The 25593-nt window shown below is 39.6% G+C and carries 21 protein-coding genes and 2 tRNA genes; 11 read left to right on the forward strand and 12 right to left on the reverse strand.

The window, feature by feature from the left end:
* Positions 1 to 278: 278 nt before the first annotated feature.
* The 4 genes from rplT to thrS all read right to left on the reverse strand — a co-directional run bounded on the left by rplT (position 279) and on the right by thrS (position 3444).
* Complete coding sequence (gene rplT / locus ABWV45_RS02725; RefSeq protein ID WP_283786860.1) at positions 279 to 632, reverse strand: 50S ribosomal protein L20; 354 nt, start codon at positions 630 to 632, stop codon at positions 279 to 281.
* A 29-nt stretch (positions 633 to 661) separates the two neighbouring features.
* Positions 662 to 859, reverse strand: a complete 198-nt coding sequence (gene rpmI, locus ABWV45_RS02730) for a 50S ribosomal protein L35 (protein WP_283786862.1) — start codon at positions 857 to 859, stop codon at positions 662 to 664.
* 103 nt (positions 860 to 962) lie between these two features.
* Positions 963 to 1511: a translation initiation factor IF-3 gene (gene infC, locus ABWV45_RS02735; RefSeq protein WP_502914654.1), complete on the reverse strand. Its 549-nt coding sequence runs from the start codon at positions 1509 to 1511 to the stop codon at positions 963 to 965.
* 19 nt (positions 1512 to 1530) lie between these two features.
* A complete protein-coding gene (thrS, locus tag ABWV45_RS02740) occupies positions 1531 to 3444 on the reverse strand; it encodes a threonine--tRNA ligase (RefSeq protein ID WP_353348427.1) in 1914 nt (637 codons plus the stop codon).
* Between the two features lie 295 nt (positions 3445 to 3739).
* Here thrS and ABWV45_RS02745 point away from each other — a divergent pair.
* The 4 genes from ABWV45_RS02745 (at position 3740) to ABWV45_RS02760 (ending at position 7200) form a co-directional block, all read left to right on the forward strand.
* Positions 3740 to 3816, forward strand: a tRNA-Val gene (locus ABWV45_RS02745).
* Between the two features lie 168 nt (positions 3817 to 3984).
* Positions 3985 to 5589, forward strand: coding sequence for an apolipoprotein N-acyltransferase (gene lnt, locus ABWV45_RS02750; protein WP_353348429.1), 1605 nt, complete (start codon positions 3985 to 3987; stop codon positions 5587 to 5589).
* A 19-nt stretch (positions 5590 to 5608) separates the two neighbouring features.
* Entirely contained in the window at positions 5609 to 6523 is a 915-nt protein-coding gene (locus ABWV45_RS02755) for a lipase secretion chaperone (protein WP_353348431.1), read from the forward strand.
* Positions 6524 to 6591: 68 nt separating this feature from the next.
* Positions 6592 to 7200, forward strand: coding sequence for a lipase secretion chaperone (locus tag ABWV45_RS02760; RefSeq protein ID WP_353348433.1), 609 nt, complete (start codon positions 6592 to 6594; stop codon positions 7198 to 7200).
* A gap of 98 nt (positions 7201 to 7298) precedes the next feature.
* On the opposite strand, the gene ABWV45_RS02765 is transcribed toward ABWV45_RS02760, so the two are convergent.
* The gene (locus ABWV45_RS02765; protein ID WP_353348434.1) at positions 7299 to 8240 is read right to left on the reverse strand and encodes an alpha/beta hydrolase family protein; all 942 of its coding nucleotides are present in this window, start codon (positions 8238 to 8240) and stop codon (positions 7299 to 7301) included.
* Between the two features lie 541 nt (positions 8241 to 8781).
* On the opposite strand from ABWV45_RS02765, the gene lnt (ABWV45_RS02770) reads away from it, so the two are divergent.
* From lnt (ABWV45_RS02770) to ABWV45_RS02785, 4 genes are all read left to right on the forward strand, one after another.
* Positions 8782 to 10398, forward strand: coding sequence for an apolipoprotein N-acyltransferase (lnt, locus tag ABWV45_RS02770; RefSeq protein WP_353348436.1), 1617 nt, complete (start codon positions 8782 to 8784; stop codon positions 10396 to 10398).
* Positions 10399 to 10412: 14 nt separating this feature from the next.
* Positions 10413 to 10625, forward strand: coding sequence for a hypothetical protein (locus ABWV45_RS02775; protein WP_353348438.1), 213 nt, complete (start codon positions 10413 to 10415; stop codon positions 10623 to 10625).
* A gap of 42 nt (positions 10626 to 10667) precedes the next feature.
* Positions 10668 to 11240 (forward strand): hypothetical protein, encoded by a 573-nt coding sequence (locus ABWV45_RS02780; RefSeq protein ID WP_353348440.1) that lies wholly within the window; start codon positions 10668 to 10670, stop codon positions 11238 to 11240.
* A gap of 278 nt (positions 11241 to 11518) precedes the next feature.
* Positions 11519 to 12439, forward strand: coding sequence for a lipase secretion chaperone (locus tag ABWV45_RS02785; RefSeq protein ID WP_353348442.1), 921 nt, complete (start codon positions 11519 to 11521; stop codon positions 12437 to 12439).
* 345 nt (positions 12440 to 12784) lie between these two features.
* On the opposite strand, the gene ABWV45_RS02790 is transcribed toward ABWV45_RS02785, so the two are convergent.
* From ABWV45_RS02790 to uvrB, 3 genes are all read right to left on the reverse strand, one after another.
* The gene (locus ABWV45_RS02790; RefSeq protein WP_353348444.1) at positions 12785 to 13702 is read right to left on the reverse strand and encodes a poly(ethylene terephthalate) hydrolase family protein; all 918 of its coding nucleotides are present in this window, start codon (positions 13700 to 13702) and stop codon (positions 12785 to 12787) included.
* 676 nt (positions 13703 to 14378) lie between these two features.
* Positions 14379 to 15317, reverse strand: coding sequence for an alpha/beta hydrolase family protein (locus ABWV45_RS02795; RefSeq protein ID WP_353348446.1), 939 nt, complete (start codon positions 15315 to 15317; stop codon positions 14379 to 14381).
* A 528-nt stretch (positions 15318 to 15845) separates the two neighbouring features.
* Positions 15846 to 17867 (reverse strand): excinuclease ABC subunit UvrB, encoded by a 2022-nt coding sequence (gene uvrB / locus ABWV45_RS02800; RefSeq protein WP_353348448.1) that lies wholly within the window; start codon positions 17865 to 17867, stop codon positions 15846 to 15848.
* Between the two features lie 248 nt (positions 17868 to 18115).
* Between uvrB and ABWV45_RS02805 the strand changes: the two genes are divergently transcribed.
* Entirely contained in the window at positions 18116 to 19300 is a 1185-nt protein-coding gene (locus ABWV45_RS02805) for a pyridoxal phosphate-dependent aminotransferase (protein ID WP_353348450.1), read from the forward strand.
* 93 nt (positions 19301 to 19393) lie between these two features.
* Here the strand turns inward: ABWV45_RS02805 and ABWV45_RS02810 are convergent, their stop codons facing one another.
* The gene (locus ABWV45_RS02810) at positions 19394 to 20683 is read right to left on the reverse strand and encodes an O-antigen ligase family protein (RefSeq protein WP_353348452.1); all 1290 of its coding nucleotides are present in this window, start codon (positions 20681 to 20683) and stop codon (positions 19394 to 19396) included.
* Positions 20684 to 20851: 168 nt separating this feature from the next.
* Between ABWV45_RS02810 and ABWV45_RS02815 the strand changes: the two genes are divergently transcribed.
* Positions 20852 to 20927, forward strand: a tRNA-Asn gene (locus tag ABWV45_RS02815).
* 45 nt (positions 20928 to 20972) lie between these two features.
* The gene (locus ABWV45_RS02820; RefSeq protein WP_353348454.1) at positions 20973 to 22877 is read left to right on the forward strand and encodes a polysaccharide biosynthesis protein; all 1905 of its coding nucleotides are present in this window, start codon (positions 20973 to 20975) and stop codon (positions 22875 to 22877) included.
* Between the two features lie 24 nt (positions 22878 to 22901).
* Here ABWV45_RS02820 and ABWV45_RS02825 read toward each other — a convergent pair whose 3' ends face one another.
* The 3 genes from ABWV45_RS02825 to ABWV45_RS02835 are packed head-to-tail and all read right to left on the reverse strand — an operon-like array spanning position 22902 to position 25564.
* A complete protein-coding gene (locus tag ABWV45_RS02825) occupies positions 22902 to 23450 on the reverse strand; it encodes a sugar transferase (protein WP_353348456.1) in 549 nt (182 codons plus the stop codon).
* A gap of 10 nt (positions 23451 to 23460) precedes the next feature.
* Positions 23461 to 24408 carry a UDP-glucose 4-epimerase family protein gene (locus ABWV45_RS02830; RefSeq protein WP_353348458.1) on the reverse strand — a complete coding sequence of 316 codons (948 nt, stop codon included), beginning with the start codon at positions 24406 to 24408 and terminating at the stop codon, positions 23461 to 23463.
* Positions 24395 to 25564, reverse strand: a complete 1170-nt coding sequence (locus ABWV45_RS02835; RefSeq protein ID WP_353348460.1) for a glycosyltransferase family 4 protein — start codon at positions 25562 to 25564, stop codon at positions 24395 to 24397. The genes ABWV45_RS02830 and ABWV45_RS02835 overlap by 14 nt, the downstream gene beginning before the upstream one ends.
* Between the last annotated feature and the right edge of the window lie 29 nt (positions 25565 to 25593).

Genomic DNA, 25593 nt, shown 5'->3' on the forward strand with positions numbered 1-25593 from the left:
CTCCAATTAGCCCAGTATTTACTAAGCTATGTATTTAGGCCTTAGCCACTGCCAAACAATGACAATATTGATGGCGATACAAATAAAAAACATGTGAGACTGACACTCAAGCCACAACTCGGCTTGGTTTATGCCTATATTGTCATTGTTTTATTTTTCATTTTTAAAACAAAAATAGGGAAAGAGCCAAAATGGCACTTCCCCTATTCGAGACAAGACAATTTATAAATAAATTTCTTGTGCTGCCGAACGTCAAACGCTCGGCCTGTTAGCTGGGCTTACAGAGAGGCTTTAGCTTTTTCAACTAATGCCGCAAAAGCGCCTTTTTCATTAACGGCTAAATCAGCTAACACCTTACGATCGATCTCGATAGAGGCATTTTTCAGACCGTTAATAAAGCGGCTGTAAGACAAACCGTTGATACGCGCACCAGCGTTGATACGAGCAATCCATAGAGCACGGAATTGACGCTTACGCTGACGACGGTCACGGTATGCATATTGACCAGCTTTGATAACCGCTTGCTTAGCTACGCGGAATACACGTGAACGTGCACCATAGTAACCTTTAGCTTGCTTTAAAACTTTTTTATGACGACGGCGTGCTACCACACCACGTTTTACACGAGCCATATTAAACTCCTCTTAAACCAAATAAATTATTAAACGCCAGGTAGCATACGCTTGATTAGCGGTACATCAGATGCATGAACTTGCAACTGAGAACGTAATTGACGCTTACGCTTGGTGCTTTTTTTGGTCAAGATGTGAGCACGGTGTGCTTGACGGTGTTTAAAGCCGTTACCAGTCTTTTTGAAGCGCTTTGCAGCACCACTATGACTTTTGATTTTGTTAGACATTGTCTAGTTCTCAACTCGCATTGGGTTTATCTACAATAGTGAGTGGTTTACATAAAGGCCCAAGTAAACTCGGACCCTAACGAAACACTTGATACAGACTCAACTATTTCTTCTTAATGGGTGCTAACACCATGGTTAGCTGACGACCTTCCATCTTAGGACGCAGTTCTACGTTAGCGATTTCGCTGAGGTCATCCTCAACACGCTTAAGTAGTTGCATACCCAATTCTTGGTGAGCCATCTCTCGGCCGCGAAAACGTAGTGTAATCTTGGCTTTGTCCCCATGTTCTAGAAACTTAGTCAGGTTGCGAAGTTTGACCTGATAGTCTCCGTCTTCAGTACCAGGGCGGAATTTAATTTCCTTCACCTGAGTTTGAACTTGCTTTTTCTTTGCAGCGGCTTTGGCTTTTTTCTCTTCATAGAGCTTTTTACCAAAATCCATGATCTTACAAACGATCGGGTCACCATCTGCAATTTGTACTAAATCCAGTTCGGCTTCTTGAGCAAGCTGAAGAGCTTCGCTCATAGGTACTACACCTAATTGCTCAGCATCAGCACTAATTAGTCGGCATTCCCGAGCTTTGATGTTTTCGTTGATAGATGCCTTTTCAGGACGAGCTCGGCTATTTCTATTATCGCGTCTAATTGTTATTACTCCGTTTTATTAAAATCTACTGTCCGCGCTTGGCTACATCGTCTTGTAGCAGCTTGGCGAAGTCATCGATACTCATTGATCCGAGGTCTTCACCAGTACGTGTACGTACGGCGACAGCATTAGAAGCCACTTCTTTGTCCCCTGCAACTAATAAATAAGGGACTTTCTGTAAAGTGTGCTCACGAATTTTAAAGCCGATCTTCTCGTTTCTCAAGTCCGATTGCACTCTAATACCCTTTTGAGCCAATATTTTCGCAACTTCTTTGATATATTCACCCTGATTATCGGTAATATTGAGCAAAACAGCCTGAACTGGCGTTAACCATGTTGGCAAACTACCTGCAAATTGCTCGATCAAAATACCAATAAAGCGCTCAAGTGACCCCAAAATCGCGCGATGGATCATAACTGGCGTCTGACGATCACCATTTTTATCCACATATTGAGCCCCTAAACGACCCGGCATAGAGAAGTCTAACTGGATTGTTCCGCACTGCCATTCACGACCCAGACAATCCGTTAAAGCGAATTCGATCTTAGGACCATAAAACGCCCCTTCGCCCGGCTGATAAGTGAATTCAAGATCACTGGCTTTTAATGCGTCTGCCAATGCTTTTTCTGCGTTATCCCAGATTTCTTCACTGCCGATTCGTTGCTCAGGACGTGTGGACAGCTTCACTGCCACATCGTTAAAACCGAAAGTCTTGTATGTATCTAAAATCATAGCGATACAGCTATTTACTTCTTCTAGGATTTGCTCAGGGGTACAGAAGATGTGCGCATCATCTTGAGTGAATGAACGAACACGCATCAAACCATGCAAAGCACCTGATGGCTCATTACGGTGACAGCAGCCAAATTCAGCCAAACGCAATGGCAAATCACGATAAGACTTCAACCCTTGGTTAAAGATCTGGATATGGCCCGGACAGTTCATTGGTTTGATTGCATATTCACGCTTTTCAGATTCTGTGGTGAACATAGCATCTTGGAACTTATCCCAGTGACCCGAGCGCTCCCATAACGAGCGGTCCATTACCATGGGCGCTTTTACTTCGTCATAGCCGTATTCGGACAATTTTTGACGAACAAATTTTTCAAGCTCAGTGTAAATGGTCCAACCTTTACCGTGCCAAAACACCATTCCAGGGGCTTCTTCTTGCCAATGAAATAAATCCAGTGTTTTACCGAGTTTACGGTGATCACGCTTTTCAGCCTCTTCCAATAGGGTTAGATAAGCCTTGAGAGCTTTTTTATCCGCCCATGCGGTACCGTAAACACGCTGTAGCATCTTATTATCAGAATTACCGCGCCAGTATGCCCCTGCCACCTTCATTAGTTTGAAGTTTTGGCAGAATTTCATGCTAGGTACGTGAGGTCCACGACACATATCGATGTATTCTTCGTGGTGATATAACGCTGGCTGGTCATCTTTGGCGATGTTTTCGTCCAAAATTTCCATCTTGTAGGTCTCGCCACGTGCTTCAAATGTGTCGCGAGCTGTCTGCCAAGACCCTACCTTTTTAACAACTTGATAGTTAGTCTTTGCCAACTGAGTCATGCGCTTTTCAAGTTGCTTTAATTCGTCTTCATTGATTGGGAAATCAGCATCAATATCATAGTAAAAACCATTGTCTATGGTTGGGCCAATGGCCATTTTCACATTTGGCCACAGCTGTTTAATAGCATGACCTAACAAGTGCGCACATGAATGGCGAAGTATCTCTAAACCTTCATTGTCTTTAGCGGTGATAATACGTAAATCCGCATCACTTTCGATTAATTCACAAGCATCAACAAGCTGGCCATTAACCGCTCCAGCAATGGTGGCTTTAGCTAGACCACTGCCAATATCAGCAGCTACATCCATTACAGAAACTGCAGAATCAAACTCTCGCTTAGAGCCATCGGGAAGTGTTATAACAGGCATGGTATATCCTATATCAGTGGTGGGGCCTACAGAGCCACACATGGTATTTTACCTATATGCCGACTTCACTTGCTTTGCAGTTGCAGTTGTACCTACCAAGTACCGCCCACTACATCGCCCAGTGAAAACACACAGGTATCAAAAATAAAGCCGCACATTAAAGCAGAATATCTCTTTTAGGGGAATATTTTGACTGATTTATCGAAAAAAAAGTCAAGCATATGAGTTACTTAGCTTGCAAAGGCATAAGAAATACGTAAAATTCGCCGCATATTGGTGATCTTAACCAATTTATAGTCGCGTAGCTCAGTTGGTTAGAGCACCACCTTGACATGGTGGGGGTCGCTAGTTCGAATCTAGTCGCGACTACCAAATTCCCTCTGCTTTACATTTTCCTAATTAACATAGTCTATTATTTCGTTATAAATACACGTAAAATAACAATGCTTTTATTTGTGTAATTCAAAAGCAGACGCCCGATATAATAAAACGATAATAATAAAATTAGCTCTACAATAGCTAATAGGTAGGCAATCGCTAATGACTGCAGTATCAACAAACTGGCGAGCAATCATCCAACCTGTGCATTTTTGGCAACGCACCACTCTAGCATTATTTGGCGGCCTTCTATTGGGGCTACCGCATATACAAGCTGAGTTATATTTAATCTCTTGGATTGCACTGATTCCACTTCTAATTGCCATTGAAAATACCAATTTAAAACAAACCTACTTTTTAGGGTTTGTATATGGCTTAGGCCTTTACACTGTGGGTGCTTTTTGGATTGTGGACTTTCTGCACCTATTTAAAAGCTATGAAGGTGCACAAAATTATGCGTTTTCTTCTTTATTCTGGCTTTACTGCGCACAAATGCCTGCTTGTTTAGCTATTACCTATCAATGGCTGAAAAGACAACACGTCATCCCTACAACTTTATTGTTTCCAGCGGTCACGGTTTTTTACTTTGCTTGCTTCCCTGTTTTATTTTCAGCTCAACTTGGTGAAACACAGAGCCAATTTACCACAGCTTTACAGCCCATTGAGTTTTTTGGGGTATATGGTTTAGATTTCATTATGGCGCTTTTCACCATCACAATCTTTAATGTGTTACGCGACACCTACTCGGGAAAACAAATTGCCGTCATTGCCAGCACAATGGTGCTTTGGTTTGGCTATGGTAGCTATGCAAAACACTCATGGGATGAAACCATGGCTCAGTGGGACACAATTCCCGTAGGTATTGTGCAACCCAACGAAACCCCTGATATCAAAACCAACAAGGTGTTTCCGGGGTACAGTCGTACTTACCCCCCTGAAATGGATATGACAGAACGATTGGTAGAGGCAGGAGCCCAGCTGGTTGTATGGCCAGAAGCAAAATACAAAGGGTATATAAACAGTGCATTTGTTAAAGATGCTTACCTGCATAATCTAAAAGAATTAAACATAGACCTTATCTTCCAAGACATGGAGGAATATCAGTTAACACTCAACAATCGTGAAGTTTTTCAAAAATACAATGCCGCAGTGATGATTGATAAAAACGCCAAACAACAGCCTCTTTATCGTAAACAAAAACGGGTCGCCTTTGGTGAATACGTTCCTTTTATTAGTGACATTCCTGTACTTCGCATGTGGGTTGAAAGTTTTTTAGGCAGCTTTTTGAATGAGATCGCTAAAGGCCCTGGCCCTGTAACTTTTATATCCGGGCCCATGAAACTTATCCCATTAATTTGCTATGAAACCATGTTCCCTGACTTTGTGGCGAAAGCAATGCCCGAAAATTCAAGCGGCAGCATTCTTGTTGGCCTCTCAAGTAATGGCTGGTTTGGTAATTCTGTTCAACCTTATCAGCATGTTTATTCTGCCTCTTTAAGGGCAATAGAAAACAGAAGCCCTATGATTCATGCATTAAATAATGGACCTTCTGTTGTTGTGCTTCCCAATGGCCGCTTTGTATTTATATCAGATTACCATCAAGCAGGCGGATACATCGTAGATATGCCATTTTCTAAAGACAGTGGCGGCTCTTTTTTCAGCCGATACCCTTGGGTTGTATTATTTTTAATCTATGGGATTTTACTCGTCACAGTAAGCATAAAACTTAAAGCAAAAACAAATTCATCATCTATATTAAAAGAATAATAATAAATAGGATTTAATTATGAACAATAAAAAGCTCATACTCGCTGGACTTGCCACTGTGATTGTTATTTCAGGCGTTTCTTTTCTAAATACAGGGTCGGAGATCACCCTGATTGAAAATCAAGAAACATCATTGAGTAAGTATGAACCACTCACCTTAGCTGATGTATGGCAAGGAGAAGTTAAAACAAAGAACAGCCGCAACTTAGAAAAAGTTGAAAAAATAACCAAACAAGCTGAAGAAGATACACCACAGGAATCTGAAATCACCCTAGATTACAGCTTAATCCATGAAGAAATTGGCAAAATCCGCTTAACTGAAGACGGCAATGTCATCGTTGATGACATTGCACTAAAGGCTCTACGTAAGGCCTTTCCTCGAAACCGCTTAAACCATACCCCTGAAATGATCGAAGAGCTTCAAAACATTATACTTAAAGGTCTACCAGGATCTGCCGGCGAACAGGCCTCGGAGATTGTTAAAAACTTTTTTGATTTCCAGCAGGCAAAAAAAGAAATGGAACAAGTCTACCGGGACATCAATATTGCAAGTGGTGGTCATGAGGAAAAACTTGCTGAGATGAAAATCCTAAGGGAATTATACTTAGGTAAAGAAGTAGCAGAACAACTATTTGGCACCGAAGATAGAAATGCTGAAATCATGCTTCGCTCCATTAAAATTGCTAACGACCAAAGCTTAACTCCGGAAGAAAAAATCGAAAAGCGTGCTCAATTAAACAAGGAATTCATTAAGCCTGACGTTAATAACTGGGAAAATCGATACAGCGCCTATCGAGCTGAATTAAAAAGCATTAATTTAGCGGACCTTGAAAAAGAAGATAAAAAAGCAGCTATTAACGATTTACAGGAAAAACACTTTAATAAAGACGAAATTGAGACCATTTCTAAATCTAATATATCTCTAGATTTTTAACTATGAAACTCCCATCCACAACCAAAAACACTGTAATCCCTTCGGTCTCCATTGTATGTGGATATGCAATGGTTATCGCAGGTCTTGTATATACTCATGATTGGGAATTCGAGACCAGTGATACCAGCCTCACATGGAAACAACCCACAATTAGTACCAGACAACCGTGGATTTCACCTGAAAATTACGATGTTCAATTCGAGAGAATTGAACGATCCCTAGGTGAAGTTCAATTCACATCCAAAAATCAAATAGTCTTAAATACTGAAACCGCAGGTGCTTTAGAAAGAGCAATTGGGTATATGTCGAAGCAATCAAACAAAGATCAGCTAGAGAGAATCGAGTTTTTACTTGATAAAATATTTCCTAGTCGGCACCACAACAACCTACCAGAAATAGCACTTAACTATCGTGACTACCTAATAGCTCAAGAGGTATTAGATAAGGGAACAATTCTCAAAACACTGGACGATTCCGAACAAGCTCTCAAAGCCCAAATAGCACTCAAGGAGCAGTATTTAGGCAAGGAAATTACTGAATTACTATTCAAAGACAAACATGCCATGGCGTTTTACATTATAAACCGGAGAAAAATCATAACCGACAGCACCCTTACTCCCGAACAAAAAGAAAACAAACTCTCAGAATTACAAAACACAATTCAAGTGAACAATTAATCTGCATAAAAAAAGCCGCTTACTATCGGATAGTAGCGGCTTTCATTGTTTAACTTTAAGTGTTTACCCCAAAGTCAGACCTTTCACTTTACAATGTATTAGTAGTTACAGTTATCGCGGTACTCAGAGATATTGTAATCAGACTCGAAGTTAGGGCCACATAGGAACTGGCTATAACGAGTGTCTTTATCAATAAAGCGTTTCATCCAAGCGATACCGTTACGCCCTAGGATATCTTCATCAGAGTAACCAGAGTTTGCACAGTAGTGACTACCGTTGTTGATCTCCAAGAACGCTTTAGGGGTAGAGTTCGGAATATCGTAATAGAAAGGAGAAGCGTGAATACCAACTGCGGCTACTGCATCGCTTTCACAAGCAATGATAAAAGTAGGTGTAGTAATTTCATCAAAGCTATTAAAGCCAGAATAATAAGGCGCTTGAGGGATGATTGCATCAATATCGCGCTCAGTAGCTAGTTTAAGCGTACCACCGCCACCCATAGACCAACCGATTACACCAACACGATCTGCATCAACAAGTCCGTAAATTGGAGAAGAGCTGTCATTGCCTTCGTCAATAACATGATCCAGTGCAGCACTTAACTGATCGGCACGGCTATTTGGTTGATCATAAATGCTGTTTGTATCAATAGTAATAACGGTAAAACCCCAAGACGCTAAACGCGGTCCCCACCATTTAATACTGCTTTCATAAGATACATAACCAGGAATAACTGCAATAACACCTTGTTGACCACCTGATTCAGTTGAGTAATGGATGGTACCACCACCAAAACCGCTTGCTGCATAGTTAGAAACATTGATTGTTCTCACTGAGTATGGGCCGCTGTTTGCCTCTAGTTGAGAAGTAGATGGTACAGAACCACGTTCGAAACCATTCGAACAATCATTACAAGGAATACTTGAACTACCACCACCTGTGCCACCACCTGTACCACCACCAGTAGAAGCGAATACAGAAGTCGAAAGCAGAAGAGCACCTGTAGCGAGGGCCAAACTTGATTTATTAAGTAGTTTCATATTTATATCCGAGAGTTGTTATTGTTATTGTTTTGTACCATTTCGATACACTACAAATACTATGAAATTCACCGGCTCAAAACTGTCACATAGGTGACATTTTCACCTTATCTAATGCATTAGTGCTAGACCAAATAGCTATAAGGCCTTATTTTAATTACACTTAACCTATAACTCCTCAACCATTTATTCCTTTTCGTTATTTAAAGGTCCATAAGCTTAATGTGCGCTGGTCCATTAATAAGTGAAAAAAATAATTTATAACTACATATAAGTTAGAATAATCACCACTCTACCCCTTACCTACCCTTCCGCGACTATCTAGAATGTCGCCCCCAACCCTTACTTACAAAAAATCAATAATATAGAGGGAGGTTTCAAATCCACTTTCCATTTTATTTGTCACCCTAGGCAACGTATTCAGTATGTAATTAATCGATAATTAGCCGTAAAATAGAGCCGTATAGATTTAACCAAATCTTGACTATCTGAATAATAAAAAAGTTAACCTCCTATAGGTTAAAAAAACAGGTATACCTGAATGACTGCTGCATCCAAAAACTGGCAAACGTTTTTACCCCCTCTTAATTTTTGGTTGCGTACCCTGCTGGCATTAGTTGGGGGTCTACTGCTAGGGCTGTCACATATCAATAGTGACCTCTTTATACTGGCATGGGTTGCACTTTTACCATTATTAATTGCAATCAAAGGCACAACATTAAAGGAATCTTATTTTCTTGGCTTTGTTTTTGGCCTTGGTCTCTACACCGTTGGGGCCTTTTGGATTGTAGACTTTTTATATTTATTCAAAAGTTATGCAGGCGCAAAAAATTACATTTTTTCGTCGCTGTTTTGGATTTATTGCTCGCAAATGCCCGCCTGTTTAGCTCTTACCTATCAATGGTTAAGTCGAAACAGCCCTATCCCAAATGTTGTATTATTTCCAACCGTAACCGCTTTTTATTTTGCCTGCTTCCCTGTTTTATTTTCAGCACAACTTGGGGAAACTCAAAGCCAATTTACTACTGCCTTGCAAGCCATAGAGTTCACCGGCGTCTATGGTTTAGATATGATCATGGCCTTATTTTCAATAACTCTTTTCAACTTATTAAAGGGTGAACATAACAAGCAACAATTAGCCATTACAGGAAGTGTATTCGTAATATGGTTTGGTTACGGTGCTTATTCAAAACAAGCATGGGAAGAAACAATGGCCACTTGGAATACCACTGCTGTGGGTTTTGTTCAACCCAATGAAATTCCAACCATTCAAGCCAATGATATTATCACCGGTTATAGTCGCACCTACCCTCCAGAATTAGATATGACAGAGCGGCTTGTGGAAGCTGGGGCTGAATTAATTGTTTGGCCAGAAGCAAAATACAAAGATTACATTAACAATGAACTGGTTAAAAAAGCCTATCTTCACAACATTCGTCAGTTGAATGTTGATTTGATTTTCCAAGATATGGAGACACAACAATCCTCTACTCACGGAAAATTGATCACACAAAAATACAATGCCGCGGTGATGATTGATAAATATGGAAAACAGCAACCTCTATACCGCAAACAAAAACGTGTGGCCTTTGGTGAATATGTGCCTTTGGTTAGTGATATACCTGCCCTGCGTATGTGGGTTGAAGATTTTTTCGGAAATTTCTTAAACGAAATTGGAAAAGGCTCAGGCCCAGTAATCTTCACTGCGGCAGAAAAAAAACTCATACCCTTAATTTGTTACGAAACCATGTTCCCTGAATTTGTAGCCAATGCCGTTCCACAAGATGCTCGCGGCAGTATTTTAGTGGGGTTATCCAGTAATGGTTGGTTTGGAAAATCCGTTCAACCCTATCAACACGTTTACTCTGCCTCGTTACGAGCTATTGAGAATCGCACACCAATGATTCACGCCCTTAACAACGGGCCATCTGTTGCTGTTTTACCCAATGGCCGCTTCCTATTCATGTCACCTTACCATCAAGCAGGCGGTTACTTAGTTGATTTACCCTATTCTGAACATAGTGGCGGCTCCTTATTTAGCCGTCACCCTTGGATCACTCTGAGCATTATTTATGGCATTTTATTGTTTGCTATTTTAATGAAACTTCCTATTGCTCGCTTGTTAAAATCAAATGCACTCAAGCCCAATAATAATTAAAAATAGGTTGTTCTATGTCTAAAGTACAAGCCATATCAAATAAAAATCTGATATTTAAGAACAGAGCATCACTTTTAAATGCAGGACTGTATAACCCCCTGATCACTGCATCTCCATGGAGAGGCAAAAAAACCTTAACGGCCAAACTAGTAAACCAAGAAATTGAACAGTTAAACATTTTGACAAAAATAAACACGATACCATCGTTAACCGTCACGTTTTTATAGATAAACATTATGAACCCAAGTAACTCTGTCAAAATTTATTTTATGTCATTCATTATCATCCTTGTGTATGGATTGATAATCGCTATGTTTGTGTACTCCCATAAGTGGGCATTTAAAACAAGCCCACAAAACCTTACGTGGGAACAACCGTCTTTAGTAAATAACAAAGAGTTAATTTCATCAGATAATTATAGAATTCGATTTAATTCTGTAGAAAAGGCATATAACAACATTAAATTAAAAGATGATGGCAGCTTAGTACTTGACACCAATACAGCCCACGCGCTCGAGAGTGCTTTCAGCCACATTCCAATTGATGCCACTCCACGTGAATTAGAGCGATTTACAATGCTAATTAATCGCATGCACCCTTATGTGAATAACCAACAACTAAGTGAACTAACGTTAAACTATCGAGACTATGTAGCAGCCAAATATGAATTCAACAAAAAACAAAAACAAGAGAAAAGTTCAATAAAAGTAACACAGGCTTTACAATATGAATTTGACCTACAAAAAAAATACTTTGGTGAACAAGCCGCTAAAGATATGTTTGGAGACAGACCTAAAATGGCCAGTTACAATATTGAAAGCGGAAAAGTGTTGACTGATTAAAACCTGAATACAGAGTAAAAATCCGCCAAACTCATGAAATTGAAATATTCACTATAAACTTTAGAGAGTTAAAAAACCTTCTAAACAATATTAAACTAACGTCTTATCGCACTACACTATAGAACGATAAAAATAATTAAATCACATGATTAATGTAACGGCTTGAGTTTTAGAAAATTAAAGGGATTACCTCGTAGGCCAAGCAAGAGCCCACAACATTGCCGCTGCATAATTACCACTTTTACAAATAACAACAATAAAATATTAGGTAGTATCACATGAGCGAAAACAAACTTGGGAATAAAAAGTTCATTATTTCAGCAGGAGCTTTGGCTGTCATTATTGCTGGAGCCTCATTTATAGATACAGGCTCAAATATCACCGTCATATCAAATACACAATCGTCACTAGAACCTAGTCACTTAAAACCTATAACTGTTGCCGATGTATGGCAAGGAGAAACCAGCAATACTGATAACAACATACAAAACCCAGACCGTTCAGAAAATGCAGAAGAAAAGCAAACTAGCTATACTTTGAATTATTCATTAATTCACGATGAGATAGGAAAAATACGCCTAACCTCAGACGGTAATGTGATCGCTGATGATATTGCACTAAAAGCTCTACGCATGGCTTTCCCCTCTTCTCGATTAAATCACTCTCCAGAAATGATTGAAGAGTTACTTAATATCATTAAAGATGGCCTTCCCGCCCCTGCAGGAGAACAAGCCGCTGATATCATTCAAAAATACTTCGAATACGCCAAAGCCCACAATGAAATAGCAAGTATCTATGGAGATATTAAATTCAACCATGAAAACCGCGAGGAAATTCTGACCCATACTCAGGCATTAAGGGAACAGTATTTTGGTGAAGAACTCACCACTCAACTATTTCATCAGGAAGATAAAAAAACAGAATACATGCTTGAAACTCATGAAATTGCGGTCAACAAGCAATTAACACCAGATGAGAAAAGACAAGCCCAGCTAAAACTAAAAGATGAATATGTCGCTTCAGTTATTAATCAGTGGGAGTCACGTTATCAAGCTTATGAGGAAGCCTCAAAAAGCATTAAAGGTAATCCGCAACTTAAGGGTGATGAATTAAAAAATGCACTCAGAAACCTTCAAATTGAGCACTTCTCAATTGATGAATTACAAACCCTACATAAAGCGAACTTTAAATTACGATAACCGTTGTCAACCAGCCTCTCCACCCAATATTTAGTGTGCTCAACAATTGGCGCACACTAAACATGCATAGATTAACTCTGCTTATTTTTAGGTCGATAGCTAATCCGATATTGGCATTCAACAAACTCCTTCTACGTTACTCCTCAAATATTTTAGTATTAACTCTTCATACGACAAAACAACCTTTCGTGATAATAATCACTTAGACTAATGAAGGTGAAAATTATTATGGGTATGCACCACAAGGGAAATAAAACCAGAGGCATAAAAAAATCCCCACAATAAATTGTGAGGATTCTTCTAATTATCTAACTAACAAAATGTTAGTCATCAAATTAAGAGTGATTAGCAATCATCGTAATCGTAATCAGATACGTTGTAATCGCTACCGTAGTTCTCTTGTCCACAAGTAAACTCGTTGAAACGGGTATCGTTAGATAAGAAACGCTTCATCCAAGCAATACCGGCTTTACCAATAAGGTCTTCATCGCTATAGCCGGAGTTTGCACAGTAGTGAGAACCGTTGTTGATTTCGATTTTTGCTTTAGGTACAGCAGGAGCAAACCAACCACTACCTGTCTCGTCATAGAAATCGTTTACGTGTGCATAAGTTGGTGCAATCGCATCGTTTTCACAACCAATGAATAGAACTGGCTTATCTGAACCAATGGTAGAAGCGAACCATGGTGCTTGAGGAATGATCGCTTTAACTTCGCTACGAGTGTTACCCAAGTAAATTGAGCCGCCGCCACCCATAGACCAACCGATTGCACCTAAAGTGTCTTCGTCAACCATGCTACCAACAGTGCTGTCGTCGATGATGTGATCAAGCGCATCGCTTAATTGACCAGCGCGGCTGATTGGCTGATCAAGGCCGCTCTCTGTGTTAGTAGTGATTACAACAAAACCCCAAGACGCTAAACGCTCGCCCCACCATACGATGGAGTTCTCTCCAGAAACATAACCAGGAATTACCGCAATACCAGGCATACGACCACAATCTTCGTAGGCTTCTTGAGAGTACCAGATGGTACCATCACCAAAACCATCAGCAGACCAGCTGCTTACGTTTTTAGTTGAAACGCTATACGGACCACTTTCACCAGTATTTGAAAGGTTAGAGCTTGTGATGTAGCTACTATCAACACATGTACCACTTGGATCAGGAGTAGGATCAGGATCTGGAGTAGATGCATTTGCCATAAAAGACATACCTAGTGAAGAAGCTAAAACAGCTGTTTTAAAGACAGAACCGTGTTTCATGTTTTTAGACCTTTATTATAATAATTTCAATTAATTCTGAGAATTAATTAATTTTCTTGTATCAATAAGATACGCAAAGGATTTTATTAATACAGGCTCTATTTATTTGTCACTGTCGTGACAATAAACTCCTGTTAAATTGGATTTCTTTAGACAAAAGTTACATTACAAGTTTTTTGACCTTTTATAGCTAATACATACTACCCATTCGTCTTTTAACGCACCAAATCCATACTAAATTTTAAGCTCATATAATTTTTCGTTTCAAAAAAATAAGTGCAAAATAATGAAATTAATCCATATAGAAAGTAATGAAATTATAATTAAACATATAGTATAGAGACTATTAAAAAAAAAAATTTTTAAACCAGACTTCCATTATCACTAATAATAGTTTGATAAAAAAGACATAATCTAATCTCTTTTTCGAACATTAGAGACGCCGCCGTTCCTTTAACCATATTCAAAATGCATATTAAAAAGGCTTAAAAAAACAGCTATCTGCATATATTAAATGTACCAATAATCTTGAATAATTTTATAAAATTATATTTCAGTGCGTGTTTCTTACTAATTAACTAATGATTAAAAATCTGACCACTAAAACAAAAAAACCGCCAACTATTTAATAGAGGCGGTTCCATTTTTTACCTACTAATAATTCGTTAATTGAATATTAGTAGTTACAAGTATCACGGTATTCAGAGATATCATAATCAGACTCGAAATCAGGCCCGCATAAGAACTGACTATAACGAGTATCGTTATCTATGAAGCGTTTCATCCAAGCAACGCCGTTACGACCAATGATGTCGTCATCCGCGTTTCCTGAGTTACCACAATAGTGATCACCACCGTTGATTTCCATAAACGCTTTAGGCGTAGAGTTTGGAATATCATTATAGAAGTCATCAGCGTGTTGATTAACAGGTGCAATAGCATCGTTTTCACAAGCTAGGATGAATGTTGGCGTGGTAATTTCGTCAAAATCATTAAAGCCAAAATAATAAGGAGCTTGTGGAATGATCGCATCAATATCGCGCTCAGTGGCTAACTTAAGTGTGCCACCGCCACCCATAGACCAACCAATTACACCTACACGGCTAGCATCAACAAGCCCATAAATTGGAGAAGAACTATCCGCCGCTTCATCAATTACATGATCAAGTGCAGCACTTAATTGGTCTGCACGGCTATCTGGCTGATCATAAATACTGTTTGTATCAATTGTAATTACCGTAAAGCCCCAAGCCGCTAACAACTCGCCCCACCATTCGATGCTGCTTTCGTAGGATACATATCCAGGGATAACCGCAATCACACCTTGCTCACCACCAGATTCAGTAGAGTAGTGAATCGTACCGCCACCGAAACCACTGGCTGCATAGTTAGATACATTAATGGTACTAACTGAGTATGGGCCACTAACAGATTCTAATTGAGAAACCGAAGGCACAGAGCCACGCTGAAAACCATTTGAACAATCATTACAAGGTACGTTTGCGCTACCACCACCACCGCCAGTGCCGCCACCACCAGTTGATGCAAATAACGATGAAGACGCCAAAAGTACTCCAGCTGCTAGAGCTAGCTTTGTGCTATTAAATAATTTCATATTGAATATCCGGGGAAGATTTATTTTTATTGTTTTGTCTCAGCACATTTAAGTCACTAGATGTGTAAGTAAGATACTAAGGGGATAAAAACTACCGACCTGTAACACAAGTTACTCATTAGAATGTTATCTCCTTAAATTATGCTACTTTTATAAACTTTTAGTACTGAAGTACTAACTATTTCTTTTTTAAGTTTAAATATTAACCTCACAGCCTTAGTAAATTTTTAATAACCAAATAAATTTTTATAAATCAAAGCCAGACATTCAGCGCAACAAAATACCTATTAGTCGCTTATTGCCCACTTGAATTTCAATTTATAAAAACATTCTAAAAATTCACAAAATAAATAAATTTTTATTTCAAAATACAATTAACCAACTGGTCAGACAGTTTTTTAAGGTTAATGACACTAGAAAAGTTAAAAATTTATAAGGAAGGATTTCCAAACGCGTAAATATTATTTGAAGTAACAAACAGCGATCATATATTCAACATACAATCACTGCCCATAAAAATAACTACAATCAACTATTTTTAATCAATTGCATTTTTAACTCTTCTACTTCATCTCTATAGCGTGCGGCTTCTTCAAACTTAAGGTCACGGGCCGCTGCAAGCATTGCATCTTCTACAATAGTAATTCGCTGATCTAACTCTTTGGGTGAAAGCCCTGCTATATCTAAGTCATGATTATGAGCATCCGATTTTCCTCGTTTTTTATTGCCCACTTTTTTACCCGGTGTCACCGCGCCTTCTAATATATCTTCAACGCTTTTGCGTATCGTTTGAGGCGTTATTCCATGCTCTAAATTATATGCTGTTTGCTTTTCTCGACGACGTAAGGTTTCGTCCATGGCCCTCTTCATAGAGTCAGTAATGCGCTCAGCGTACAAAATAGCTCGGCCATTAACATTACGAGCGGCACGCCCAATTGTTTGAATAAGTGAACGATCCGAACGCAAAAAGCCTTCTTTATCTGCATCAAAAATCGCAACCAAACCCACCTCAGGAATATCCAAGCCTTCCCGTAGTAAGTTTATACCCACTAATACATCGAACTCCCCTAGCCTTAAGTCTCGAATAATTTCAATACGCTCTACAGTATCAATATCACTATGCAAATACCGAACGCGAACATCATGCTCAGCAAGGAAATCTGTTAAGTCCTCCGCCATTCTCTTTGTTAACACGGTAATCAGAATGCGCTCACCTTTTGTTGTGCGCTCGCGTATTTCTCCCAAGACATCATCCACTTGCGTTGTTGCTGGCCTGATCTCAACAATTGGGTCTACAAGGCCTGTTGGGCGTACCACTTGCTCAATCACAGCATCTTGATGGGCCGCTTCATATTTACCAGGGGTTGCAGATACGAATATGGTTTGCGGTGAAATGGCTTCCCATTCTTCAAATTTCATGGGGCGGTTATCTAAAGCTGACGGTAAACGAAAACCAAACTCAACTAAGGTTTCTTTACGAGAGCGGTCACCTTTGTACATGGCCCCAAATTGAGGAATAGTAACGTGACTTTCGTCAATGAACATCAAAGCATCATCAGGGAGATAATCAAATAATGTAGGCGGTGGTAAACCCGAGTCTCGGCCCGACAAATAACGTGAATAGTTCTCTATACCATTACAATAGCCAAGCTGCTGGATCATCTCTAAATCGTATACTGTACGCTGCTCTAAACGTTGCGCCTCAACCAATTTACCATGCTCACGAAGCTGCTCTAAACGAGGGGTCAGCTCGGCTTTTACCTCATCAATCATACTAACTAGGGTTTCTCTAGGTGTTACATAATGACTTTTAGGAAAAACAGTAACTCGGGGGACTTTTTTCAAGACCTCACCAGTTAGTGGGTCAAATATACTGAGCTGCTCAATTTCGTCATCAAACAGCTCTACTCTTATGGCTTCTTTTTCAGATTCAGCGGGGAATATGTCAATGACATCTCCTCTGACACGGTAGTTAGCGCGATAAAAATCCACATCATTTCGGGTATATTGAAGCTCAGCTAAGCGTCGCAGCAACCCTCTTTGATCGATCACATCCCCACGATCAAGATGAAGCACCATTTTTAGGTACGAGTCAGGGTCACCGAGGCCATATATGGCTGAAACCGTAGCCACTATTATACAATCGCGTCGTTCAAGTAGGGCTTTTGTGGCCGAGAGTCGCATTTGTTCAATGTGCTCATTTACAGATGCGTCTTTCTCTATAAATGTATCACTTGATGGCACATAGGCCTCGGGCTGGTAATAATCATAATACGATACAAAATACTCAACTGAATTTTTAGGAAAGAACTCTTTGAACTCACCATATAACTGGGCGGCAAGTGTTTTGTTATGAGCCAATACAATCGCAGGACGCTGAGATTGCGCAATCACATTGGCCATGGTGAATGTTTTACCAGAGCCCGTCACACCGAGCAGCGTTTGACGAGCTAAACCATTGCTTAAGCCGTCTAACAACTGCTCAATTGCCTTAGGTTGATCCCCTGCTGGCTGATATTTACTTTTTACTTCAAACGCTTTAGCCGACATATCAATCTCAAAACTTCTTCAAGGGCACAGTTTACGAACAGCTGCTATTAAACTCAATTTCCACACACATGGATAACCAGTAATATTTTGAAAAACACCTTATATTCAAAGGAGTTATAACATATTTAGCACCTTTTTTTACGACAGGATACGCAACATATTCTCGCATTAACCCACAACTTCCGGTAGAATGCACACGTTTTAACCCATGGGTTAAGCATTACTTTAAACCCTCTTTTGTTAAGGATATGGCCTTGGACCTGCAACTTTCAGATCGCGTTCAAAGCATTAAACCCTCCCCTACTCTAGCTGTTACCAATCGTGCAGCGGAGTTGCGTGCAGCTGGTCAAGATATTATTGGCTTAGGTGCCGGCGAACCGGATTTCGATACGCCAGAGCATATTAAAACGGCGGCGATTAATGCTATTAACTCAGGATTTACTAAATACACAGCCGTTGACGGCACCCCTGAGCTTAAAAAAGCGATTATTAGCAAGTTTAAGCGCGATAACAACTTAGACTACCAAGCAAATCAAGTTCTTGTTTCATCGGGTGGCAAGCAAAGTTTCTTTAACCTTAGCCTTGCCTTATTAAACCCAGGCGATGAAGTAGTAATTCCAGCCCCTTACTGGGTTAGCTACCCAGACATGGTTCTCATCGCCGAAGGTGTTCCGGTTGTAATTGAAACCAGTGCACAAGCACGCTTCAAGATTACAGCAGATCAATTAGACGCAGCCATTACAGATAAAACCAAGTTAGTGGTATTGAACAGCCCATCAAACCCGTCTGGTATGGCTTACACCAAAGCCGAGCTTGAGTCTTTAGGTGCAGTATTACGTAAGTACCCTGACGTGTTAATTGCCACTGATGACATGTATGAGCCTATTCTTTGGACGGACGAGCCATTTAACAACATTCTGACAGCCAATCCAGACTTGTATGATCGTACAATTGTACTGAATGGTGTATCAAAAGCTTACAGCATGACTGGCTGGCGCATTGGCTATGCAGCAGGCCCGCAACCCCTCATTGCATCAATGAAGAAAATTCAAAGCCAGAGCACTTCAAACCCATGTTCCATTGCTCAAGTAGCTGCAACTGCCGCTTTAGATGGTGATCAGGGTTGTGTTGCAGACATGGTTAAAGTATTCAAACAGCGCCATGACTACATGGTCGATGCGCTAAATAAAATTGATGGTATTGAATGCCTTGCAGGTGACGGTACTTTTTACCTATTCCCTGACTTTTCTGGACTTCAAGCTAAGCTAGGATGCACAACAGATACTGATTTAGCTGAAAAGCTATTAGAAGCAGGTGTCGCATTAGTTCCTGGTAGTGCCTTTGGCACTCCCGGTAATATGCGTATTTCGTTCGCCACCAGCGACAGTAACTTACAAAAGGCAGTTGAGAGATTACAAGCAGCCTCTGCTTAATAACTCCTTAAAACTGGACTTTTACAATAAAAGACCCGCTTATAGCGGGTTTTTTATTACCTATTGCATAAGCCAGTTTTGATTAACCGCTCATCAAGCCACGTCCTTCTTTTTCGGCCAATCCAATACTTCTGGAGATTCCTGCCGAATTTGAGACACAAACAAAAACACCCAAATAATATAAAAATGCGTGAAGACATTATGATTAAAGATGGTGCCCGTTTGCGCTGCGACAAACAAAACGATAACCATAGTCAAACCGCACGCACCATACCATCTTGCATTTTGATTTCCATGCCAAAAAGCCCTATAAAATATCGCAAATGGCACCGCAAACATGGCTATAGCGAAGATTATACCGATAACCCCCTTTTCAACTGCTGCCATAAGGAATTCATTATGAGGGGTTCGGCGAAAACTCAACTCATTCGACATGCCATTTAACTCGCCACTTTTCCATAACTCATGAGTTTTTGTCATATAAGCGTTCAATCCATTCCCATAAAATGGTGAATCACTAAACAAACTCCCGCAAACCTTATACATATCCAAACGCGTCCCTAAAGAAGATTGACTATCGCCACCCAGATACCTTTCAAGATTAGCACTTGTGACATTTATCCTTTGCTTAACTACATCAAACTGACTTGCACTGAGCAAAAGAAGTAACCCAAAGAGCAATAAAGTCACAGAAGCTATTTTATGGCTATGCTTGAAGTAAAACCAAAGAGCCAGAGCCAATAAAATAGGTAAAGAAAGCCAAACCCCTCTAGTTTGTGTAAGAACACAAGCTACAAGACCCAAGACAAAAGCCAAACTTGAAGCCAACCTCTCAAATAAACTTGATTTTTTAAAAAACAGATATGCAATTACACTTATCGATAAAATCAAACTGAATGCAGCATAACGCATGGGGTTAACTAGCGCACTCGGTCTAGTAGTCGCCTTAAACTCCGGGTGAACACTATACATTTGAGCCATTGACGACAAACCTAATATACAAACAATCACTGCAAGCGCATAAACAATATAACTAGACCGAATTTGATGTCGTCTTAAGAGAAAATAAAGTGGGATAAGCAATAAAAATTTGCCATCATCTTCAAGACGATGACGAGCCGCCTCCCCTGACTCAACTATTAAAAATGATAATATAGAGATAACGCCATATGAAGCAAACAGTACAAGTAGCAACCATTCGCTTTGATATATGTGTGTATTCTTACGGTTTATACCTATCGTGGAAACACCTAAAACAAACATAACAAGAAATGCAGCATCAGCGATAGAAGGGTTAAGCACCGCCCCTAGAAAATACACCCCTAACAACATTAACAGTATATATTTAAACCATTTATCTTTATTAAACTCGAAATAGAACACTCAAATATCCAACCAAATTATAACTGGGCTCATTATATAGATTAAGTTCTCTCCAAAGAATAACTATTTCCCAGCGAAGCTCTAAAGTAGTTAACGCATAAAGCAAATGATATTACAAACATAATCTTGACAAAGACTTAAAAATCAATAACATACAGTTTCAGTCGTTCCTCGATAGCTCAGTTGGTAGAGCAGTAGACTGTTAATCTATTGGTCACTGGTTCGAGTCCAGTTCGAGGAGCCACTTTATAAGCTATACTGAGTCTCAGGATTGAGACGAGGCCACTGCATGCTAAATTTCCTACTGAACGCCCCCCGTTCAACTAAACGTATAATTACTCTCCTATACGACATTTTTATAATTCCTATTGCTATCTATTTCGCCCTTGCTTTAAGGCTAGGTGAATGGCTAATACCTATATCCAATTCGCTGATTCTCGTCATGGTCAGTACCACCTTAATTTCATCAGCTATTTTTATCCGGACTGGCCTCTACCGAGCGGTTATAAGGTATATGGCAGCAAGAGCCTTTAGCTCACTTGCCATTGGAATAACCCTATCTGCTCTTGTCCTTGCTAGCTCTTCATTTATTAATCAAGCAAATTTACCAAGGTCTAGCATCATTATTTACTGGTTTACAGCGTTTGCACTATTAGGATTACCTCGACTATTTGTACGAAACTTAGTCAGCCAGTTAAATAACTCCAAAAGCGAGCCTGTCATAATTTATGGCGCAGGGAATCAGGGGATTGCTCTTGTAAACGCTCTAACAAATAGCGATCAATATAGACCTATTGCCTTTATTGACGACAATAAAAAGAAACAAAAGACAATTATACATAGTTTAAAAGTGCACGATCCCGAAGATACCGCCTCACTAGGAGAGAACCTTGGTGCCAAAAAAGTGCTATTAGCCTTGGGAAACACCAGCACTTCAAAACGCAAACAATTAATTGAAAATCTAGCAAATACACAACTAGAAATTCTTACAACTCCTGCAGTACAAGATATAATCAGCGGTAAAGCCAAAATTGAAGAAGTGAAAGAAGTTGAAATTGATGACCTATTAGGTCGTGATAGTGTCACTCCCAATTCAACACTACTAAAAGAAAACATAAAAGAAAGAATTGTATTAGTAACAGGGGCTGGAGGTAGTATCGGCTCTGAGTTATGCCGTCAAATCATTACTCAGCAGCCCAGAAAACTCATACTATTAGAGTTAAATGAATTTAGCCTCTACAGTATTGAGCAAGAACTAGCTAATTACTGCCTCAGTCACGGCCTTACTTCAACTGAAGTTATCTCCATTCTAGGCTCTGTGCAAAAGCAAAATCGCCTAGAAACTATCTTCAGTACATTTGGCGTACACACTATTTACCATGCGGCTGCTTATAAGCATGTCCCAATGGTAGAGCATAATGTGGTAGAAGGCGTTCGAAATAACGTATTTGGCACGTGGTACTGTGCAGAAGCTGCCATAAAAGCTGGTGTTGAACGATTTGTACTCATTAGCACAGACAAAGCCGTACGACCCACCAATGTAATGGGTACCAGCAAACGATTAGCTGAACTGGTACTGCAAGCACTGTCTAAACGACAAACTGATACCCTTTTTTGCATGGTGCGTTTTGGGAATGTATTAGGTAGCTCAGGCTCCGTTGTACCGCTATTCCGTAAACAAATAAAAGATGGTGGACCCATCACTGTAACTCACCCGGATATCATCCGCTACTTTATGACCATACCGGAGGCCAGCCAGCTAGTTATACAAGCGGGCGCCATGGGCAAGGGCGGGGATGTATTTGTTCTAGATATGGGCGAGCCCGTTAAAATTGTAAGCCTTGCACAAAAAATGATTCGTTTATCTGGCCTGACAGAAAAAACAGATAGCAACCCAAACGGGGACATTGCCATTGAATTTAGCGGTTTACGTCCAGGTGAAAAACTATATGAAGAATTACTAATAGGCGATAACGTAGAAGGCAGTGATCACCCAAGAATCATGACCGCCAATGAGGTGCACCTCACATGGCCAGAGACTCATAACTTACTAGGCAGGTTAGATAAAGCTTGCCATGACTTCAAAGTTGAGGAAGTTATTAACTTGTTGTTAGAAGCTCCTGCTGCCTTCAACAAGCAAGGGAATAACCCAGATTGGGTATTTAACCAAAGCACAAAGAATGGCGCTAAATAGCGCCATATTATTTAATGTGTGCAACTATTTAACCCTATCACCAGCACCAGCACCTAAAACCGTCTGTATAATAAGCCTAAAGTAATTCTTAACACTCATTTCTCTAATCATCCTAGCATCCGTCTCAGCCAATAATTCAGGAGTCGACATATCAATTTCATTAACCTGTGCCAAACCTGTAATACCTGGCCTAACATCAAACACACCTTTTGCTTCACGAGCTTGAGTTAACTCTACCTGATTAAACAAACCTGGCCTAGGCCCAACTAAACTCATATCGCCCTTTAAAACATTCCATAACTGTGGCAGCTCATCCAATTTAGTTTTACGTAAAAAACCACCCATTTTAGTGATAGAAGCTGTACTGGCTAAATGACTCGCAACTGATGCAGTATCAACTGACATAGTTCTAAACTTAACCAAAACAAAGATTTTTTTATTTCGACCTACCCGCTCCTGATTAAATAACGGTGAGCCTGTATCAAATAATCCGATCACATAAATCATGACCAGAATAGGAAAACCGAAAATCAAGCCTAAAAATGAAAATATAAAATCGAAAATTCTTAACACGCTAGTTTTCCTATTTCACGTTTCTAAAATCTAAAACGGTTGCAGCAATACCCTGCTCAACACTATACGGTGGCGTCCAGTCTAATAACTTACGAGCCTTAGAGGAGTCTACTTGCAAATCACATACTAAACGATCAACAACGCCAATTTTTCCTGTCAATTTACCCACAAGTTTAAATAAACCTACCGGCACAGGTAACAAGCAAGCTGACCTACCCATGGACTTTCGAATATAGGTAATCAAAGACTTTAGTGACAAATCTTCACCGTCCGATACAAGAAAAGTTTGATTAGCAGCTTTAGGGTGATCGATACAGCGAATAATAAAATCTACTAGGTTCTCTACATAAACCATGCTGCGTTTATTATTCACACAAGCAAAAGGTAGAGGAAATTTACTATTTGATAATTTTAAAAGATTAAAGAAATTTGCCTTAACCCCAGGCCCATAAATCAAAGGTGGTCGAATAATTACCACCTCCATACCGGTCACTAAAGCAAGTTTCTGCAAAGCATTCTCAGCTTCCATTTTAGACACGCCATAAGGGTCACTAGGGTTTCTATCACCCTCAACAAAAGATCTAAGGCCACTAGTAGATTCGCCAGATACTTTTATAGAACTGATATAAATAAAACGAACGACTCCCGCCGCCGCCGCTTGTCTAGCTAGATTTAATGTTCCTTCAACATTAACCTTACGGAACTCAGCCAATGGATCTAGAGCATTATCATTCATAATATGTGCTCGAGCTGCACAATGAACAATAACCTCAATACCATCTAAAGCAGTTGCAAAATCAGAATTACTATCCATTTCATACTTGTGAAATATTCCATCATAGTTATCAGGGGAGTTACGTCCAAATATCACAAGGTTGCTGGCTTCAATTTTATTTAACAAAACAGAACCAACAAAACCAGTAGCACCTGTTAACAATATTTTTTTAGCGACCGTCATTACTTACAAACTCTACTATGTCAACCGCCATATTCTTCATAATTTCACTCCGTGAAAACTTAGACTTAAAAGACGTTCTATCTAAATCATTCAGATCTAGTGTCGATAAGGCATTCAATGCTCCTTTAGAGTCACCAGGATAAAAAGTAGCGCTATTACCAACTTCTTCTGATAAGAACTTCGCAGCGTAACCAGAAACGCCCGCCAAAATAGGTTTACCCAATGCTGAGTATTCAAATATTTTTGAAGGTAATACCTTTTCAAATGCAGGATAATCATTTAAATGTAAAAATAATATATCCGCATTTTTATAAAGTTCAATTAATTCATTTCGCCCTACTGGTGGTAGAAACATCACATTCGTTGAACCAAGTAACCTTCCTTCTAATAAAGCCTTTCTTCCTCCATCACCAATAATGGTAATTTCAGCCTTACCTTGTAATGCTGTAGACAGCTTAGGGAGAATTTCGTGCAACCCTTGGCCTTCACCGATATTACCAGCATATAAAATTTTAATAATTTCACTTTTTCTATTAACATTAACTTTTAAAGGAGTTAAGAATTCTTCATCTATACCATTAGTAAACCATCTATATTCTATATCTGGGTAGCGTGATTCAAAATAACCCTTAAACCCTTCAGAAACTAAGTTTATTCTAGATGCAGTAGAGAAAGCATAACTCTCTATAAAGGAGAATATTGGTTTAAGCAACCATGTTATTTTCTTAGAAAATACATCACCAATGGTATCTACAAATATATCTCTGATATCTAAATACAACGGAAGTTTCTTCTTTCGTGCAATGCGAGCACCTAACAAAGCCGTAAATAAACGCGATGAAGTTGCATAAACCATATCGTAAGATTGGCTATTTACAATTTTCATTACTTGTTGATGATAACTGAAAAATGTTTTTGCCTGATCTACCATACCACTTTGATGAGATGGCAGCTCTATACGGTGAATCGTTGTATTTTCACGCTGTTCGTGGACAAGTGCTTCTGCCGAAAATGAGGCATAACGATTAGGAAGTGTAGTAATCACTTCAATTTCTACGCCGGGCTGTTGGCTCAGTTTCTCAACCAGCGCAGTGGTACGAAAAGAGCCAGCACACAAGTCTGGCTCAAAATAAAATGAGAGTACTAGTATCTTCACTCTAGCGCCTTTATCAATTAATTCTGCTT

It is taken from the genome of Oceaniserpentilla sp. 4NH20-0058, assembly GCF_040371755.1.
Taxonomy (GTDB): domain Bacteria; phylum Pseudomonadota; class Gammaproteobacteria; order Pseudomonadales; family Oceanobacteraceae; genus Bermanella.

Bases quoted from the DNA above. Each gene is read 5' to 3' on its own strand.
- rplT (WP_283786860.1), bottom strand. From the start codon at position 632: ATGGCTCGTGTAAAACGTGGTGTGGTAGCACGCCGTCGTCATAAAAAA.
- rpmI (WP_283786862.1), bottom strand. From the start codon at position 859: ATGTCTAACAAAATCAAAAGTCATAGTGGTGCTGCAAAGCGCTTCAAA.
- thrS (WP_353348427.1), bottom strand. From the start codon at position 3,444: ATGCCTGTTATAACACTTCCCGATGGCTCTAAGCGAGAGTTTGATTCT.
- lnt (WP_353348429.1), top strand. From the start codon at position 3,985: ATGACTGCAGTATCAACAAACTGGCGAGCAATCATCCAACCTGTGCAT.
- ABWV45_RS02755 (WP_353348431.1), top strand. From the start codon at position 5,609: ATGAACAATAAAAAGCTCATACTCGCTGGACTTGCCACTGTGATTGTT.
- ABWV45_RS02760 (WP_353348433.1), top strand. From the start codon at position 6,592: ATGGTTATCGCAGGTCTTGTATATACTCATGATTGGGAATTCGAGACC.
- ABWV45_RS02765 (WP_353348434.1), bottom strand. From the start codon at position 8,240: ATGAAACTACTTAATAAATCAAGTTTGGCCCTCGCTACAGGTGCTCTT.
- lnt (WP_353348436.1), top strand. From the start codon at position 8,782: ATGACTGCTGCATCCAAAAACTGGCAAACGTTTTTACCCCCTCTTAAT.
- ABWV45_RS02775 (WP_353348438.1), top strand. From the start codon at position 10,413: ATGTCTAAAGTACAAGCCATATCAAATAAAAATCTGATATTTAAGAAC.
- ABWV45_RS02780 (WP_353348440.1), top strand. From the start codon at position 10,668: ATGTCATTCATTATCATCCTTGTGTATGGATTGATAATCGCTATGTTT.
- ABWV45_RS02785 (WP_353348442.1), top strand. From the start codon at position 11,519: ATGAGCGAAAACAAACTTGGGAATAAAAAGTTCATTATTTCAGCAGGA.
- ABWV45_RS02790 (WP_353348444.1), bottom strand. From the start codon at position 13,702: ATGAAACACGGTTCTGTCTTTAAAACAGCTGTTTTAGCTTCTTCACTA.
- ABWV45_RS02795 (WP_353348446.1), bottom strand. From the start codon at position 15,317: ATGAAATTATTTAATAGCACAAAGCTAGCTCTAGCAGCTGGAGTACTT.
- uvrB (WP_353348448.1), bottom strand. From the start codon at position 17,867: ATGTCGGCTAAAGCGTTTGAAGTAAAAAGTAAATATCAGCCAGCAGGG.
- ABWV45_RS02805 (WP_353348450.1), top strand. From the start codon at position 18,116: ATGGCCTTGGACCTGCAACTTTCAGATCGCGTTCAAAGCATTAAACCC.
- ABWV45_RS02820 (WP_353348454.1), top strand. From the start codon at position 20,973: ATGCTAAATTTCCTACTGAACGCCCCCCGTTCAACTAAACGTATAATT.
- ABWV45_RS02830 (WP_353348458.1), bottom strand. From the start codon at position 24,408: ATGACGGTCGCTAAAAAAATATTGTTAACAGGTGCTACTGGTTTTGTT.